Raw genomic sequence first — 17,803 nt, forward strand, 5'->3', positions numbered from 1 at the left:
GGAACGCCGACATCTGGATTGGCCGGCTTCGACCAGACCGACCACGGCTCGAGGCTGGAGACGAAGTCGAGAACACGTGCGGGGACGGCCGTCGCCGGCGCGGGCCCAGCTCATGCCAGCACGACGATCGGCGCAACTCTCTTGCCACATTCCGCATCGGGCTAAGTGAGACCTGGGGATGAACCGATCGGACTATTCGAGGGCACAAGGGGATGTGACTGTCAGCCCGGATCATCTGGACCCACGCAGCGACAGCGAGCTGATCGCCGGTGTCGCCGAGGGTGATCGTGGTGCAATGCGTGAGTTGTTCGATCGGCATCAGCCATGGCTTTCGGCGCGGCTGAGGCATCGCTGTGCCGACCTCGACATCGTCGCCGAGGTGGTGCAGGACACCTTCGTTGTGGTGTGGCGGCAGCCGGGCAGGTACAAGGGCGACGGTGAGGTCGCGGCGTGGCTATGGGGTATCGCGATTCGCACCCTGTTGCACGCGGTGCGGCCGCGGAAATCTGTTCTGGATCGACTCGTCCAGCTGCGGCCTGCTCAGGCGGCATCCGCGGAGGAGCTGGTCTTGCAGTCAGTCGAGCACAGCGATGTCGGTCTCGCCCTGTCCCGCCTGTCGCCGGAGCTGCGAGCCGTGGTCCAAACGACCGTGCTCGATGGCTTGTCCACCCGTGAGGCAGCCGCCCTGCTCGGCATCCCACGCGGCACTGTCAAGAGCCGGATGAGCCGAGCGCGGCTCGAGTTGAGGGAGGCGCTGCTATGACAGACCGCCGAGTCGAGTGGCATGTTGACGAGGCCGACCTCGCGACCTATCTGGCCGGCACCAGCTCCCAAGTAGTCAGCGCTTCGATCGAGGCTCACCTGATCCGTTGCCCGGCCTGTCGCGCCAGACTCGCCGATCAGGCGGGTCAGGAAGAGCGCCGACGGGCCTGGAACCGGCTGGCCGAGGCGATCGACCGCCCCACGCCAACCGTGCTGGAGCGGGTCACAGGTGGCCGTGCGGTGACTCGGTCCGCGATCGCGACCCCACCGATGGTTCGGGCCGCGGTCGTCGCGATCGGGCTGATTGTGCTCGTTCCACTCGTGACGGTGGTCCTCATCGGTCAGTCCGCTCTCATCACATTGCTGATCTTCGCTCCCCTTGCACCCGCGGCCGCGGTGGCCATCGCCTACCGCTCGGGATCGGATCCTGCCGGCGATCTCGCGCTGGCGACGCCGACCGCTGGCCTGCGACTGGTCGCGGCACGTGCGCTTGTGGTCTCGGCGACGGCGCTGCCACTCGGGGTCGGCGCGGCGCTGATCGTGGACGTGCCGTCGCGGGTGGCCGTCGCCTGGTGCCTTCCCGGCCTCGCGCTAGCCGCCATCGTGCTCCTCGCAGGAACCACGCGGCTGGATCCTCTTCGTGTCGCAATCGCACTCGGTCTGCTATGGGCCGTCTGCGTCAGCACACCAGCGGCGGTCCGCCATGGAATGCGGGCACACGCCGTCATCTCCACGATCGCAAGCCCCGCCCTGCAGGCCAGCGCGCTGGCCGTCGCCGTGGCTGCTGTGCTGCTCACGCTCGTTCGCCGCGACGCCGTGGCATATCGGAAGGCCTCAAAGCAATGAGCACAGCCATCACCGCGACCGGGCTCGTCAAGAAGTACCGCACCAACCGGGCAGTCGATGGGGTCACGCTGTCGGCGACGCAGGGTGTCGTCGGCCTGCTCGGCCCTAACGGCGCCGGCAAGACGACGCTGATGCGCATGATCGCCACCGTGATGGCGCCCGACGTAGGCCACATGCGACTACTGGATCTCGACCCGGCCCGTCCCCGCGACCGTGTCGAGATCCGCCGTCGGCTCGGCTACCTGCCGCAGGCGCCCGGCCTGTACCCGGGGTTCACGCCCTTCGACCTCGTCGACTACGTCGCGGTGCTCAAGGAGCACACCAACCGCCCGTGGCGCCGCCGAGAGACCCGCCGCGTGCTCGAATTGGTCGGCCTGCAAGACCAGATGCACAAGAAGATCCGCACCCTGTCCGACGGCATGAAGCAGCGCGTCGCGCTGGCGACCGCGCTGATCGGCAGCCCCGACCTCCTCGTGCTCGACGAGCCCGCCACCGGCCTCGACCCCGACCAGCGACTCCGGCTCAGCGCACTAATCTCACAATCACCGACCGTGATCCTCGCGACCCACAACATCGCCGAGATGGCCGCACTCTGCCAGCACGTCTACGTCATGTTCTCGGGCCGCATCCGCTTCGCCGGGACACCGGCCGAACTCGCCGAGCTCGCCGCCGGCCGGGTGTGGGACGACGACCAGCCAGACCCCGACGCGATCCACAGCTGGAAGACCGCTGCCGGAACCTTCCGCCACCTCGGCCAGCCACCAGCCAACGCGCACCTGGTCGAGCCCAGCCCCGACGACGGCTACCTGCTGCTTGCCCATCAGGAGCAACAGCGATGATCGACTGGCACGTGCCCACTGCACCCGAGACGTCCCGGCCCCCTCCGGCCGTCACCGCTGCGGTTCTGACCACTACGGTTCTGGACGCGAGAAACCGATGACGACCACGCTCAGAAGCCAACCAAGAGTTCCCACCACCCCGCTGGCGGCGGTGGCGGCTCTGACGTTGCTCGAGGCTCGCCGGATGATTCAACAGCCCGCACCGTGGGTGGGGATCTGCCTGTCAATCTGGTTCGGCGTCCAGAGCCTGGACGCACCGTGGATCGGCGCCGCATACGAGGGGCTGGTCACGTCGACCATGCCGATGCTGCTCGGCGTGTCGATCGCAAGCGTCGCCTCGTTCGGGCGTGAACTCATCCCGCTCTCGCAAGACGCACCGAGCAGCACATCGCGACAAGCCCTCGCCCGGCTGCTCGCGGGTCTATCCATGGTTGGCCTCGTCGCCGCCGTTGTCGGCACGGCAGCCCTCGCGCTACGCAGCAGCGGTGGCCTCAGTCTCGGCGACTGGCCCGCCCCCATCCTGCATGCGCACTACACCACCCCGGAACTGCTCCAACCGGTCACACTTGCCGGTCTTGCGGTCGCCCTCGGCGCCGCACTTGTCCATGTCATCCGCCATCGCCTGGCGGCATGCATTGTGCTGTTCGTGATCTGGTATCCGACCCGCGAAGGGTACTGGCTATTCCAAGGCGACGCGCTGCGCACACTGACACTCCTGCAGGTGCAGCCCGTGTACAGCAACATCGGAGCCGAACTCGCAATTTCTCCCGCACTGGCCGCGTGGCACAACATCTACCTGGTGGGACTGACAATGCTGGCGATCGGTGTCGCCGTTCCCGGCCGATGGCGCCCCAGGCTGCTTCTCGCCGGAGCGGCGGTAGCAGCTGTGGCCGTGGGCATGCAGCGGTCGGTATCGCCGTGAACCCGCGCGCCCGCCCTCCGACCCCACTGCCAAGCGAGCAACTGCGAACCACTACGTTCTTGCCATGCAAATCAGGGGGGAAGTATCGGTGACCGACGTCGTGAGCTCGGCGGTCGCATTTGTTGCGCTCGGGGTCGCGGTCATCGCACTCGTGTACGCCCGGAAACAAGCGCGTGAGGCGAAGCGCCAGGCCGACGCAGCGGCCGACGCGGTGAAGGTCGCCGGCGAGAGCAACGAGATCGCACGGGAAGCTCTGGACGAGTCGGCCGCGGTCCGCGAACTGGCTCACCGCGAGTGGCATCGCAACGCTCAGCCCGCGGTGACCGTCAGGCTCGGCCGGAAGCGAGCCAAGCCTCGCGGCTGCGAGCTCCTGGTCGAGACCGACCAGGACCTAGACACCTGCACCCTGGAACTGGCCGAGGGAACGTCTCTCACCGAGGCGACCGGCCTCAATGCGGGGCTCACGGAGACCATCTTCAACCACAACCCGCAGGTCGTTCTCCGCCGTGTGAAGGTGGGGACGACGGCCCGGCCGGCACTCTGGCTGTCTCCCACCTCCGGGGCGGTCACGGTGAAGCTGCGCTCCACCGTGACGATCGGCGAGAACACTTGGGGGCCGAGCGTGCATGAGATCAAGGTCCTGGCCAAGCCGAGGATCGTCACGGCAGGGAGCCCTTGGAACAACCTGTAAGGTGTATTACTATCCTTTGGACCTGACATAAGGCGGGCTATCGGCGCGCCTGCATCGCTCTAGTCGTCGTGCAAGCGATCGATTCTCAACACCACCGACGTCACGCCGACCATCGAGCCTCACCGTGGGGGCGGGATGTACTCCACATAGAGCGGACTTGCTACGACCGTGCGAACTGGCGGCCCTTGTGGGCCAACATCACCCCGCAGGCCTCGTTCGAGCGGGCGCGCGCGATGTACGTAGTCGAACGTGACCCTCGCGATACCTGACATCCAGGCGGCCGTTTCGTACGGTATCGCCGAGCTGACTGCGGTGATGGCTCTCTCGATTGCGCTCGGTACTGTCCCGGTGAAGGGCGGCGATGCCTCCCCGTTCCAAACATGCGGATTGGCGACGAGTTCGAAGAAGTAGTTCGCGAGCGAGGCAGCGTAGGTACTCACTGATGCGTCCTCATTGGATGGGACAAGGTGCCTGACCGAGCCATGCAGAAGGAGTCGCGGAGAGGTTCTAACGCCATGCTCCTCGTTCCCCCAGAACAGGGCGGCAGTCTTCCCGGCCGCCGAAGTGCCGTCCCGGCCGGCGATCACACCGAAGTTCAGCCTGTTCTCAAACTGAACCCACTCGCCTGGCGTGATGTCTGTCTCCGCCCACCACCTAACGGGCCAGGTCTTGCGGACCACCTCGACAGCACGGTCAAGATCAACGATTTGCGCCTGGCGCTCCTTCGCGGGGTCGTAACTTGCCGAGGCCTCAACTGTTGGCAGGGCATCAACGCCGGCAGTAATCCCGATGCCGCCGCTGAGTCCACCGAGCCGCCCGGGCCTCTTGTGGAACTGAGCGAGCTTGGCATGCGACAGAAAGAGCAATTCGCGCATCGAAGTCAACTTCCATCTGGTGGTGCCGCCAGCATAGGGATCGATTCTCAACACCTTCGGATTGACCATCACACGGCCTGAGGATCCGGCTGGACCTCTGACCGTTCCGGCTAGAGGCTGTCGTCGCCGGCGAAGGTGGTCAGTTGGCGGTTCCGACGGTACCGGCGTCGACCCAGCGCGCGAGGATGCTGAAGGCTGCGAGTTGTTCCAGGGCCTCGTCAGCCAAGGCGGCCATGGCGTGTACGGGGCATGACGAGCATCCGAACGGAAAGTCCCGTTAGCGAGCGCACCAGCTAACTTTTCGGTCTTGTCCTGGTCTGGGTCGCGGGACCTGCCCTACGTTCGGCGTTTATGCCGGTTGAGTTCTTGAGTGATGGCGAGGCGGCCGCGTATGGCCGGTTCTTGGCTGCTCCGTCGCAGGCGGAGCTGGAGCGGTTCTTCTTCCTGGATGATGCGGATCGTGCGCTGATTGCTGAGCGGCGCGGGGCACATGCTCGTCTCGGTTTCGCTGTGCAGTTGACGACGGCTCGGTTCGTGGGGCGGTTTCTGGCCGATCCGCTGGAGGTGCCTGATGAGGTGCTGGTGTATCTGGGTGAGCAGCTCGGGATCGTGGAGGTGTCGCAGGTCAAGCGGTACTCCGAGCGGCGCAGTACGCCGTTCGAGCATCAGGAGGTGATCCGCGCGGCTTATCAGCTGAGGGAGTTCTCGCAGGCTGAGGCCGAGTTCACGGCCTGGGTGGATTCGCGGGCGTGGAATACGGGCGACGGCAAGAAGACGATCTTCTTCGACGGGGTGACGTGGCTGCGTACTAACAAGGTGCTGCTGCCGGGCGTGACCACCTTGGCGCGCCTGGTCGCCCGGGTGCGGGATGAGGCCACCGATCGGCTCTACGGCACGCTGGATGCGGTGTTGTCGCCGCGCCAGCGGGTGATCCTGGGGACGTTGCTGGAGGTGCCGGATGGCAGGCGCGCTTCGGATTTGGAACGCTGGCGCAGGGGTCCGGCGGGGCCGTCGGGCAAGAATCTGGAGAAGGCACTCGAGCGCGCCGCGGAGATCCTCGGCGTCGGTCTGGGGGCGATGCCGCTGCCGCCGGAGGTGCCGCATCGGCGGATGGTGGACCTGGCCCGGTACGGCATGCAGGCTACGGCCTCGACGCTGCGCCGGCATGGCCCGTCGCGTCGGCTCGCGACGCTGCTGGCCACTGTCGTCTACCTGGAGGGCAAGGCGGTCGACGACTGCCTTGAGCTGCTGGACCTGCTGGTGACCACCGAGTTGGTGGGCAGGGCCGAGACCGCGACCAGCAAGGTGCGGGCACGCCAGCATCCGAAGCTGGCCAAGCATTCGGCGACTCTGGCCGCGGCTGTTGAGACGTTGCTGGAGGTGACCGAGTGCGGCGAGGAGCTGCGGCTGGATCAGGTGTGGGAGGCGATCGAGGCCATTGTGTCGCGTCGGGAGCTGCGGGAGGCGGTCGCCGCGGTGAGTGAGATGGTGCCGCCACCCGGCGCCGATTCCGACGGGGAGATGCGCGCGCTGCTGGCCTCCCGGATCGCGACAGTGTCGGGGTTCCTCAAGACATTGACGTCGGTGATCGAGTTCGGCGCCAATGCCGAGGGCGCCAGGGCGCTGGGGGCGATGAAGCAGCTGCCGCGGCTGCTGGACGGCCGCAAGAAGCAGGTCACCGAAGCCGACATCGACCCCGATCTGGTGACCGGATCGTGGAGGCGGCTGGTGTTCAAGAGCCTGCCGAACGGCAGCAGCGTGGACAAGAACGCCTACGCCATGTGCGTGCTCACCCAGTTCCATCGCCATCTGAAGCGCCGTGACGTCTACGCCGAAGTCTCAGCCCGTTGGCGAGACCCGCGAGGACAGCTGCTTGATGGCGCGCGGTGGGAGGCGGCCAAGGGCCTGGCGCTGGTGGACCTGCAGCTGCCGGAGAATCCCGAGCGGTTGCTCGCCGAGCACGCGATGGTGCTCCACCTGGCTCTCAACGATGTCGCGTCCCGGGCCGGGCAGCACGGCCGGGATGGCGTGGACGCGGGTATGGGCGTGACGGTGGATGCGGAAGGTCGCCTGCACGTGGCCAGGCTGGCCGCGCTGCCGGAGTCGCCGTCCTTGATCGACCTGCGGAATCGGGTTGCGGCGATGCTGCCGCGCGTGGACTTGCCGGAGTTGCTGCTGGAGGTGATGGGGCGGGTGCCGGCGTTCGAGGCTGCGTTCACGTCGGCTGCTGGTGGGGTGAGCAAGCTCGCCGACTTCGATATCTCTGTCGCGGCCTGCGTGACCGCACAGGCGCTGAACATCGGCTACGCCCCGGTGGTCAAGGCCGGGGCACCGGCCCTGGAGCGCGGCCGGTTGTCGCATGTGGCGCAGAACTACCTGTCGGCTGAGACCTACACGCTGGCCAACAGTCCGTTGATTGACGAGCAAGGCCAGATCGGGTTCGCCGAGTCGCTCGGCGGCGGTCTGGTCGCCGCGATCGACGGGATGCGGTTCGTGGTGCCGGTGCCCTCGATCTACACCCGCCCCAACAAGAAGTACTTCGGCCGCTCGCGCGGGGTCACCTGGCTCAACATGATCAACGACCGTGGCGTCGGACTCGGGGCGAAGGTCGTCACCGGCACGGTCCGCGACTCGCTCCACATGATCGACGTGGCGTTCCGGCGCGACGGAGGCCCGCGCCCCGAGATTCTGGTGACCGACACCGGTTCCTACAGCGACGTGGTCTTCGGCCTGGTCCACCTGCTGGGCATGCAGTACCGGCCCGCGCTGGCCGACATCCCTGATCAGAAGGGCTGGCGCATCCAGGACGCCGATTACGGCAGCCTGTCCCGCTTGGCGCGCGGGAAGATCGACCTGGACAAGGTCACACGGCATTGGGGCGACATCCTGCGCGTCGTGGTGTCGATTTACACCGGCGAGAGCCGCGCCTACGACCTGCTGCGCATGATCCAACGAGACGGCAACCCCGACCCCGCTGGGGGAAGCGATCGCCCATTATGGGCGCATCTTCAAGACGTTGCACATCCTCACCTACGCCGTCGAAGAACCCTACCGCCGCGATATCAAGGGTGTGCGCAACCTGCAAGAGTCTCGCCACGCCCTGGCCGGGAAGATCTTCCATGGCAAGAAGGGCGAGCTGTACCAGCGCTATTACAAGGGCATGGAAGACCAGCTCGGCGCGCTCGGCCTCGTCATGAACTGCGTCACCTTGTGGAGCACCGTCTACATGGACCGGGCCCTCGACCAGCTCAAGGCCGAGGGATACCCGCTGGCCGAGGAAGACCTCGCCCGGCTGTCGCCCTTCGTCCGCCAGCACATCAATGTGATCGGCACCTACTCGTTCGCCCTGCCCGATCTCGGTCCCGCCGGCGTCCGCCGGCTGCGTAACCCCGACGATCCGGACTGGGACGACGACACCCAGTAGACCCCTACCACACGGATCCAGGGCGTTGGTGGCCCGGGGCCGGTCGCAGAGGGCGTAACACAAGCGAACGCCTGTGGCGCTGGCGTGGCGTGTCGTCTGCAGCAACATGCAGTGGGGTTGCAGGCGAGCAATTCGAACGATAGAAAGTCTGTTGTCTATACCGGTGCCGCGGGGGCTGCGCTGGTGCTTCCGCCCCTTCGTCTGCTGGAGTGCCCCATGCGCCGCGCCCGTAGGTTGCTGACGTCTGCCCTGGTTCTGTGCCTTCCGGCATCGCTCGGAGTTCCCGCCACCGCTCTGGCGCATCCACAACAGGTTGCGCAAGTGGCTGTACAACAAGCGCCTCGTGCGGCCGTCGGCCCGCTTGCGCCGCCTGTCCCCGCGCGGGTCGTCAACGCTTCGAAGGCAACCGCTGGAGCCGTGATGGGGAAGCCGACGCGGGTGCGGGAGTTGGAGGAGCGGCGTACGGCGTCGTCGTCGAGCTACCGCATGTCTGATGGCACGACGCAGGTGGTGTTGTCGACGGCGCCCGTGCATTACAAGGACTCCAAGGGCAAGTGGCAGCCCATCGACACGAAGGTGACCGCGGGCTCCGGTGAGGACTCGTTCGAGAACGCGAAGAACACCTTCCGCACGCGGTTCGGCAAGTCGACCGATCGGTTGCTGACGTTCGAGGCGGGCGGCGAGTCGATCAGTCTCGGTGCAGCGGGTGAGAAGCGGGCTCTGACGCCGCTGACGAAGGACTCGTCGGTGGCGTTCCCGGATGTGTTCGGTACGGCGGATGTTCGGTACTACGTATCCCGCACCGGTGTGAAGGAAGCCGTCGTGCTCACCGCAGCCGCCGACGCTGCGGACGAGTACACGTTCGAGCTGCGGACCAGCGGTTTGACGGCGAAGGCGCAGCCGGACGGGTCGATCGGGTTCTTCAAGAAGGACGACGACGAGCGGCCGAGGTATGTGATCCCGGCGCCGAACATGTCCGACTCGTCGACGCAGAACCGGCTCGGCCAGCCCGGCTACTCGGACAAGATCACCCAGACGATCAGCCAGCAGGGCGGGAAGACGCTGCTCACGCTCAAGCCGGACAGTGCCGGTACGGCTTGGCTGAGGGCGAAGGAGCGGGTCTGGCCGATTCTCATCGATCCCACGATCGTCGTGGTTCCGGATCCGTCGGCGGCGCAGGACACGTCGATCTCCGAGGCGCCCGCGAATGTCAACACCAACTACGGCAGCATTCCGACGATGCTGGCCGGTGACGACCTGAGCCACAACACGTGGCGGGGCTTGTTGAAGTTCGATCTGTCGATGATCCCGTCGACGACGACGATCCGGTCGGCGGATCTGAATGTGCATTACGGTGCGGGGTTCGGCGGGGATTACAAGTTGCCGTTCGCGGCGGTGAAGGTCACGCAGGACTGGTCGGAGACGACCGCGACCTGGGCGTCGATCAACACGGCGTGGAACGGGACGTACGCGACCAACATCGTGCAGGTCGACGACCAGGACACGCTGTCGTCATCGTACGAGGGCGCGTGGAAGGACCAGTCCAACGCGAGCGCGATCAACGGCTGGTTCTCCTACGCACCGACCGGGACCACGCCGGACACGTTCACGTGGAACGCGCGAGTGCCAAGCGAAGGCGACTACCAGGTCCAGGGGCACTATTACCCGTCGAGCGTGCGGGGCCAGTTGCCGACAAAGCTGGTCGGCGCGACGGCCGATGGTGTGCCGACCTCGCAGGACGTCACGTGGAACCAGACGGCCGGTACGCCGGGTCCGGGTGGTGACTTGTGGTACACGCTGGGCACGATCCATTCGCGTCCGGGCAACACGACCCAGGTGAAGATCACGCGGCAGCAGTCGCCCGTGGCGGCGACGATTCCGATCGCGGACGCGATGAAATGGGTCAAGTACTCGACGGCGACCAAGCAGGTCGGCGACCGCGACGGGTGGCACTCGTTCGGGCTGGGCAGCTACGTGCAGTCGTGGGTGAACAAGCCGGCGGACAACTACGGGGTGATGCTGAAGGCCGTTGACGAGAACGCGGCGACGGCCCCGGCCGGTGGTCTGTACTACAGCGCGAGTGAGGGCACCTACGGCGGGGAGACCGCGGCGCGGCCGAACCTGGTGGTCACCTACGACGAGCCGGGCGTGACGCTGAACCCGCCGTCGACGGTCAACGCCTCCGGCCCGGAGCTGACCTGGAGCAAGTACATCGATCCGACGCCGGCCGATGACGACGACCTGGTCGAGTACCAGATCTTCCGTGGCTGCCGCGCGCTGCCGGGTAACACTTGCGCGACGCCGGTGGGTGACTACTTCTCGACGACTGCGCCGACCGCGCTCACGTTGGTCGGGACCGTCCCGCCCGAGGTGAGGTCGTTCACCGACACGACAGCGAAGCCGTCGGCTGTGAAGACCACTGGCGAGCCTGATCCTGCGACGTACAATTACTGGGTCGTGGCGCGGACGGTCGCCGACGTCAGGAAGGGCGAGAACGGCAGAGCGGCGTCGAACGTGCAGACGGTCACGATGCCGCGCGAGGGCCGGATCCTGCGGTCGTTCAGCGGCGATCTCTCTGATACCACGTTGAGCAAGTCGCAGCCGACGACGAACTTGTCGCGCCCGGACGGCGGCGGTACGCCGAACACCCGGTACTGGGTGCAGGTCGGCAACAACCACCCGACCTACGGTATCGAGCGTGGGGTGTTCGCGTTCGACACGAGATCGATCAAGCAGGGTACGAAGGTCACCGATGCACGGGTGGAACTGTTCTCGAACTACGGTTCTGGCAGTGGTCGGGCGGACTTCGATCTGTATGCGTTGACCCGGCCGTTCAAGGAGGACTCGGCGACCTGGAACCAGTCCGAGTCGACGATCAATTGGACGACGTCAGGTGGTGACTACGACGCGACCAAGCTGATGGCGTCGGTTCATCCGGACGGGAACGCGCAGCGGCTGACGTTCGCGCCGAACGCCGACGACGAGAACTTCTTGACGAAGGTCCAGTCGTGGGTCGACAACCCGGGCAACAACCACGGCCTGTTGCTGAAAACCAGCAACGAGGCACCGGACGCGACAGGTCAGCAACTGATCAGCATCACGAACGGCGAGTCGCCGGATGTGTTGTTCCGGCCGCGGTTGTGGATCGAGCACCTTGCCAAGAACGAGGCCGAGACCTATCAGGCCGACCAGATTCCCGAGCGGTTCCAGCCGAACACCACGGTCACGACACCTGTCACGGTGACCAACACCACGAAGGCTGGCTGGCCTGGCGACTTGGTGGTGTCGTACCGGTGGACTGATCCGGGCAGTCAAGTTGACCTGACGACCGAGGGTGAACGCCTCAGCGTCCCGCTCGAGCGGGCTTTGGCGCCGGGCGAATCGACGACCGTGGATCTGCCGATGAAGGCGCCGATCAACGCCGATTCGGGGTCGAAACGGAAGTCATACGACCTGCATCTGGATCTCAGGAAGCCGGACAAGACCTGGTTCGACGGCGACAACGCAGCATCTCCGCCGCCCATCCCGAGCCAGGGCTGCGCGATGGAGACCTCCGGCCTGTTGTGTGTGGACCGTTTTGTGGAGGATCCGACGTCGAACCAGTTGGGGCTGGAGAAGTTCTTGTCGTACACCGGTGAGGAGACCGGTGGTGGTTCGCAGTTGCTGGCGAACTTGTCCAACGGCAACGTCGTGTGGTCGTACGACGCCTTGTCGAACCCGTCGATGGGTCCGTCGGCGTTCGTGCGGTTGGCGTACAACAGCCAGGACGACACGGCGACGACGTCGTCGGCGACGGGGTATGGGTTCTCTGTGCAGCCGGCGACGCTGGCACGGCTCGGCGAGGGGCTGTCGGTCGTCAACAGCAACGTCATGGCGTTCGTGGACGGCGACGGTACGACGCATTTCTACAGGTTGGACAAGCAGGTCGGGCAGGAGAAACTCTATACGCGCCCGGCGGGTGTCGCTCTGGATCTGAAGCAGGACCTGGCCGCTGACGACGCGCATCGGTGGGTGCTCTCGCGGCCGGACGGGACACGGTTCTTCTTCGACTCCACGACGCGCCGGCAGACGTCGGTTGTGGACCGCAACGGCAACACGATGTCGTTCAGCTACGACACCCTGGGCCGGTTGACCACCGTGATCGATGCGAGCGGTCGGCAGGTGCTGACGCTGGGATACGTCACCGGCACCGACAAGCACGTCGCGTGGATCCGCGATGTGTCGGGGCGCGCGTTGAAGTTCAACTACAACGGCTCGTTCCAGTTGATCAAGCTCGAGGACGGCGGCGCGTTCGACGCCGCCACCGGGACGTTCCCAGTGAATGCGCCGGTGAAGACGTTCCAGTTCGCTTACACCGACACCTCGAACAACAGCAACACGAAGCTGATCTCGGTCAAGGACCCGCGCAACCCCCAGACCGGCGCCGAGACCAGGATCCAGTACTACACGCCGAACGAGACCTCGACCTACGCGCTGTGGCCCAAGAGCTACACGGACCGCCGGGGCAACAACACCATGTTCGCGTACACCCAGCCGGACCCGGCCGCGAAGGACCGGCTGGCCACGGTCACCGACGTGAACGGCAGCACGCCGTCGGTGACGACGTACAAGATGGATGCGTTCGGCCGCACCACGAGCATCGTGGATGCCAACCAGAACGCCGTCGGCGGTGACAAGTCGACGCTGCTGGCCTGGGACCGGGACCACAACGTCATCCGTCTCCAAGAGCCGAACGACGCCGTCTCGACCTGGGAGTACGACCCGACGACCGGCTATCCGCTGGTCGTGAAGGATGCGATGGCGGTCAAGAACGGATCGCCGGGCGTCGTGCTGACCTACCAGACGCTGACCACCGGAGCGAAGCCAACGGTGTTGTTGTCGAAGAAGAGCGCTGCCGGTCGCATGAACACGTTCACCTATGACGCCAACGGCAACGTGAAGACGGTGAAGAACGGTCGCGGGTTCGGGCCGACCTACACCTACAACGAGAACGGAACACTCGCGACGGCCACCGACGCCCGCGGCAACGCGACCCAGTACCCGACCTACGACCCGAGCGGCTACCCGACCAAGATCACCGATCCGCTGCTGACACCGACCGAGTTCACCTACGACGCCCGCGGCAACGTGACCCGCGTCGCCGAAGACTTGGTCGGCACCGAGTACCAGCGGGAGACGATCGCGGAGTACGACGCGTTCGGCCGGCCGACCAAGATCACCACGCCGTACGACACGACCCAGACCCCCGCGGTGACCCGGACGACGGCGACCGAGTACGACCTGAACGACAACATCACCAAGGAGACCGCGCCGAACGGTGCGCAGTCGGTGTCCACGTACGACGCCGCCGACAACCTGCTGACGAAGACGTTGCCGGACAACAACACCACCGGGCGGCAGCTCGCCTACACCTACGACGTGCTCGGGCGGAAGGTCACCGAGACCGCGCCGAAGGGTGTCGCGACCACGGCGGATCCGAACGACTTCGTCACCAAGTACAGCTATGACCGGATCGGGCAGGTGCTGAAGGTCGAGACCCCGTTCATCGACGGCGCCGGGGCGGCGCAGAGCCCGACCACGACGTATGAGTACGACCTGGTCGGCAACCAGACCACGGTCATCGATCCGCTGCGGAACGCGTCCCCGGCGACCGATTTCACGTCGAAGACGGTTTATGACCTGAACCACCGCCCCACCGCGGTCACCGACGCGGCCGGCTACACCACCAAGAAGGTGTACGACGCCGACGGCCTGGTGACCGCGGAGATCAACCAGACGGGTCACGCCAAGACGACCAAGTACGACGAGGCCGGTCAGCCGATCGAGGTCAGTGTCCCGCACACCCCGATCGGAGGCCATCAGGAGCAGCGGGTCACCAAGCTGACCTACGACGAGGCCGGCAACGTCACCCGCCAGACTCGCCCCAGCGGCCGGTACTCCGAAACCGTGTACGACAAGAACAACCGGCCGATCCAGAACAAGTCCGCGTTCGACGCGGCCGACGCGGACTACGACAAGCCGTCGAGCACATTCCTGCAGTACTGGCCGACCGGTGAGATCAAGGCGCAGTCCGAGCCGACGTTCGAGAGCTCGGGCACCCAGTGGACCAACTTCACCTATTACGAGTCCGGTGACATCAAGACGTCCACCGATCCGTGGCAGATCGCGACCACGTACAAGTACAACCCACTTGGCCAGCAGACCGACCGCACCCTGACGGTGCCCGGCGACGACGCCAAGCGCACCCAAACCTGGCGCTACTATCTCGACGGCGCGCTGCAGTTGCGCTCCGACACCGCCGCCCAGCAGCCGGTCGACGTGATCGACAACGCCGACACGTGGCAGACGACCTCGACCGGCACCTGGACCACCGAGCCGGGCGGCACCAACACCCAAGGCGCCAACTACCGCACCCACGCGGCCGCGGCGGCCGGCTCGCCGGAGGCGAACGATACGTTCAACTGGCGGGTGTTGCCGGATGTGGCTGGTTCGTTCGACGTATACGCGTCCTGCCCGGTCCGTACTGACGCGACGACAGCGGCGACGTACACGATCAACCATTCGGGCGGTGCGGCCTCGAAGACGGTCGACCAGAAGGCGTGCACCGCGGCCACGCCGTGGGTGAGCCTGGGCAACTACTCGTTCCCGAACGGCGTCGCTAAGACCATCGTGCTGAAGCCGTCGACCACCGGCCTGGTGAGCGCGGACGCGATCAAGTTGGTGTCGACCAGCCCGGTGGAGTCGCGGTCGTTCACCTACAACTACGACCAGAACGGCCAGCAGGTCGAGGTCAAGGACACCAACCCGAACGCGCTGACCGACACGTTCAAGATCACCACCGACGGCCTGGCCCGCACCACCCAGGTCCAGGAGCTGAAGGCGACCCAGAACCGGGCGACGACCGACTACACCTACGACCTGAACTCGAACGTGCTGTCCACGCATGCGCAACGCTTTGCCGGAGGCAGCAACCTCGAGGCGAAGCGGTACACGGCCTACACCTGGGATGTCCGCAATCTGGTGGACACGGTCAAGGCCGGGGAGTCGCCGACCGGGTCGTTGGACACCTGGAGTTACACCTACGACCCGCGCGGCCTGCGCTCCACGGTCACGAAACCGAACGGCAACGTGACGACGCAGACCTACCACGAGGATGGTCTGCTGCGGACGCTGGTGGAGAAGCGTGGTCAGCAACTGATTACGTCGCATTCGCTGCGGTTCAACGCTGACGGTGACCGCACCCAGGACGTGGAGAAGGTGCTGCAGGCGGGTTCGGCGTTGTATCTGGATCAGGCGTCGAACTACACCTACACCCCGGCCCGGCAGTTGAAGCAGGTCGCCAAGACCGGCGTCGACAAGGGCGACAACGAGTCCTACGTCTATGACGCGGCCGGCAACGTCATCTCGCAGACGATCGGTGCGACGACGTCGACGATGACCTATGACCGCAACCGGCTGATCAAGACGGTCACGGGCGGGACGACGCAGAATCATCGCTACGACGTGTTCGGCCGCTCCACCACCACCGACGTCGGTGCCCAGGTCATCGAACAGAACGGCTACGACGGCTACGACCGCCTGGTCCGCCAGCAGAAGTTCGATGCGGCCGGCACAGCGACGTTCACCCGCAACCAGACCTACGACCCGTTCGACCGGGTCTCGTCGCAGTCGGAGAAGATCGGCGCCGCGCAATCGATCACCACCCGGTACACCTTCGTCGGCCTGGCCGACCAGATCGCCATCGAGGAGGAACGCGACACCACCAGCGGGGCCTGGGAGGTGTCGAAGGCCTACGCCTACGGCGCCAACGGCGAAAACCTCTCGTTGGTCGACTCCCCGGTCAACGGCACGACGTCGAAGAAGTCGTTCTACGGCGTGAACCCGCACGGCGACGTCGAAACCCTGACCGACGCCAGCACCGGTCAGACCACGTCGACGTACCGCTACACCGCCTACGGCCAGCCCGACACCAAGGGCACCACCGGCGACGACGAGATCATCACCGGCGACGCCGGCCAGAACGCCGACATCGTCAACCCGTACCGGTTCAACTCCAAACGCTTCAACGGCGCCACCGGCACCTACGACATGGGCTTCCGCGAGTACAACCCGAGCCTGAACCGGTTCCTGACCCGGGACATGTTCGCAGGCGCCCTGAAGGACCTGGCGCTGGGCGCCGATCCGTGGAACACCAACCGGTACATGTTCGGCGGCGGCAACCCGGTCGGCCGCATCGAACTTGACGGCCACATCAACGACAGCCTCACCACCGGCGGCGGCGGTGTCGTCGACCCGGAACCAGTACTACCGCCAGTCACCGTGTCCGAGCCGACCGAACCAGCGGAAACTGGCCCTGGCGAGTCACCAGCGGACTGGGCTCGCGACAACCCCGATGCCGCGGGCGACGTCGAGGTGAACCGCGAGGCTCTTGGGAAGATCCTGTCGGACATCGGCTGGATGGGCCTGGGCGCCGTGGTAGCTGGTGCGGGCGGATCGGCGACCCAGATGGGCGTACAGATCTGCGGCGGGAGTGCGGGAATCCTCTGTCCAGCCGGCGCGGTCGCCGTCGTAGGCGGCGTCGTCATCTCGGCAGCCGGCACCGCGATGATCTCGACCGGTGCAAGCCGCTTCAGCAACGACTGGAGTCGGCTCCTCAACGAGAGCTACTCCTCGGGGTCAACGAACCCGGGACCAACAGGTCCGAGGTTCTCGACACACGAGGAGAAGGCGGGTGACCTGGCAAAGAAGTACACCGAAGGACAGTCCACCCGCGATCCATCGTCGCAGTGGTATCACGAGTACCTGAGCAACGATATGCTATTGGATTCAATCAACAATGCAGCTGAGGGGAGCGGGATTGTAGTATCACGCAACGGGACGATCCTCGGAGGGCACCACCGCTGGGATGAACTTCAATCGAGGGTAAACAGAGGTAGTATCGATCCAAATACGCAAGTCAATATCCAGGTCTATCTCGGGGAGTAGAGTGTCCTGATGCCCATGATCCATTCGACGGATCCCGACTTCCGCATATGCCAGATCAGTTTCGATACATTAATCGAGATTCAGGCCGAGGCTGAGGCTCGAGGTTGGGGAACGCGCTGGACTTCGATGGACGCACTACGCGGCCAGGTCAAGGAAGGCGCGGTCTTCCTGCAGGCCCTGATGCGTGAGGAGCGAGGCGGCGTTGTGCGGTCGTATCGATGCCTCGTATTGTTCCCGCTCGCTGATGGCGCGGACGCTGGCGGCGTTGCCACGATCGATCTCGATCCTGCGAGGTTCGAGTCGCTGGTGCGACTCGATCGCGATCTGGATGTTCGGACGGCGCTTGTCCGAATATTCTCACTTGCAATGGGTGGAGTATCGACCATCGCGAAGAAGTAGCCGTCGAGGAAGAACTCCTCGCGGGCGGGACGCCATGATTCTTTGGAGCAAGGCTGTCGG

General features: G+C 65.6%; 9 protein-coding genes and 1 pseudogene. 9 read left to right on the plus strand and 1 reads right to left on the minus strand.

Going from position 1 to position 17,803, the window contains the following annotated elements; translation table 11 throughout:
- The first annotated feature begins 295 nt into the window (after window positions 1-295).
- The 5 genes from ACIBGM_RS16680 to ACIBGM_RS16700 all read left to right on the plus strand — a co-directional run bounded on the left by ACIBGM_RS16680 (window position 296) and on the right by ACIBGM_RS16700 (window position 4,060).
- Entirely contained in the window at window positions 296-763 is a 468-nt protein-coding gene (locus ACIBGM_RS16680) for an RNA polymerase sigma factor (protein WP_396386058.1), read from the plus strand.
- On the plus strand, window positions 760-1,608 hold the full coding sequence (locus ACIBGM_RS16685) for a hypothetical protein (RefSeq protein ID WP_396386059.1): 849 nt from the start codon (window positions 760-762) through the stop codon (window positions 1,606-1,608). The genes ACIBGM_RS16680 and ACIBGM_RS16685 overlap by 4 nt, the downstream gene beginning before the upstream one ends.
- Window positions 1,605-2,447, plus strand: a complete 843-nt coding sequence (locus ACIBGM_RS16690) for an ABC transporter ATP-binding protein (protein WP_396386060.1) — start codon at window positions 1,605-1,607, stop codon at window positions 2,445-2,447. The genes ACIBGM_RS16685 and ACIBGM_RS16690 overlap by 4 nt, the downstream gene beginning before the upstream one ends.
- A gap of 97 nt (window positions 2,448-2,544) precedes the next feature.
- Window positions 2,545-3,369: a hypothetical protein gene (locus tag ACIBGM_RS16695; protein ID WP_396386062.1), complete on the plus strand. Its 825-nt coding sequence runs from the start codon at window positions 2,545-2,547 to the stop codon at window positions 3,367-3,369.
- An 88-nt stretch (window positions 3,370-3,457) separates the two neighbouring features.
- Window positions 3,458-4,060, plus strand: coding sequence for a hypothetical protein (locus ACIBGM_RS16700; protein WP_396386063.1), 603 nt, complete (start codon window positions 3,458-3,460; stop codon window positions 4,058-4,060).
- Between the two features lie 119 nt (window positions 4,061-4,179).
- Here the strand turns inward: ACIBGM_RS16700 and ACIBGM_RS16705 are convergent, their stop codons facing one another.
- Window positions 4,180-5,004, minus strand: a complete 825-nt coding sequence (locus ACIBGM_RS16705; protein ID WP_396386218.1) for an SAVMC3_10250 family protein — start codon at window positions 5,002-5,004, stop codon at window positions 4,180-4,182.
- 282 nt (window positions 5,005-5,286) lie between these two features.
- On the opposite strand from ACIBGM_RS16705, the pseudogene ACIBGM_RS16710 reads away from it, so the two are divergent.
- From ACIBGM_RS16710 to ACIBGM_RS16725, 4 genes and pseudogenes are all read left to right on the plus strand, one after another.
- A pseudogene (locus ACIBGM_RS16710) lies at window positions 5,287-7,896 on the plus strand (Tn3 family transposase); the annotation flags it as partial.
- A gap of 55 nt (window positions 7,897-7,951) precedes the next feature.
- Window positions 7,952-8,359: a Tn3 family transposase gene (locus ACIBGM_RS16715; protein WP_396386219.1), complete on the plus strand. Its 408-nt coding sequence runs from the start codon at window positions 7,952-7,954 to the stop codon at window positions 8,357-8,359.
- 420 nt (window positions 8,360-8,779) lie between these two features.
- Window positions 8,780-17,344 carry a DNRLRE domain-containing protein gene (locus ACIBGM_RS16720; protein ID WP_396386065.1) on the plus strand — a complete coding sequence of 2,855 codons (8,565 nt, stop codon included), beginning with the start codon at window positions 8,780-8,782 and terminating at the stop codon, window positions 17,342-17,344.
- Window positions 17,345-17,353: 9 nt separating this feature from the next.
- Window positions 17,354-17,743: a hypothetical protein gene (locus tag ACIBGM_RS16725; protein ID WP_396386066.1), complete on the plus strand. Its 390-nt coding sequence runs from the start codon at window positions 17,354-17,356 to the stop codon at window positions 17,741-17,743.
- Window positions 17,744-17,803 lie beyond the last annotated feature (60 nt).

The sequence above is a fragment of the Kribbella sp. NPDC050470 genome, from assembly GCF_044458365.1.
Classification (GTDB): Bacteria; Actinomycetota; Actinomycetes; order Propionibacteriales; family Kribbellaceae; genus Kribbella.

Coding starts and splice junctions, on each gene's coding strand:
- ACIBGM_RS16680 (WP_396386058.1), top strand. CDS start 296: ATGCGTGAGTTGTTCGATCGGCATCAGCCATGGCTTTCGGCGCGGCTG.
- ACIBGM_RS16685 (WP_396386059.1), top strand. CDS start 760: ATGACAGACCGCCGAGTCGAGTGGCATGTTGACGAGGCCGACCTCGCG.
- ACIBGM_RS16690 (WP_396386060.1), top strand. CDS start 1,605: ATGAGCACAGCCATCACCGCGACCGGGCTCGTCAAGAAGTACCGCACC.
- ACIBGM_RS16695 (WP_396386062.1), top strand. CDS start 2,545: ATGACGACCACGCTCAGAAGCCAACCAAGAGTTCCCACCACCCCGCTG.
- ACIBGM_RS16705 (WP_396386218.1), bottom strand. CDS start 5,004: ATGGTCAATCCGAAGGTGTTGAGAATCGATCCCTATGCTGGCGGCACC.
- ACIBGM_RS16720 (WP_396386065.1), top strand. CDS start 8,780: ATGGGGAAGCCGACGCGGGTGCGGGAGTTGGAGGAGCGGCGTACGGCG.
- ACIBGM_RS16725 (WP_396386066.1), top strand. CDS start 17,354: ATGCCCATGATCCATTCGACGGATCCCGACTTCCGCATATGCCAGATC.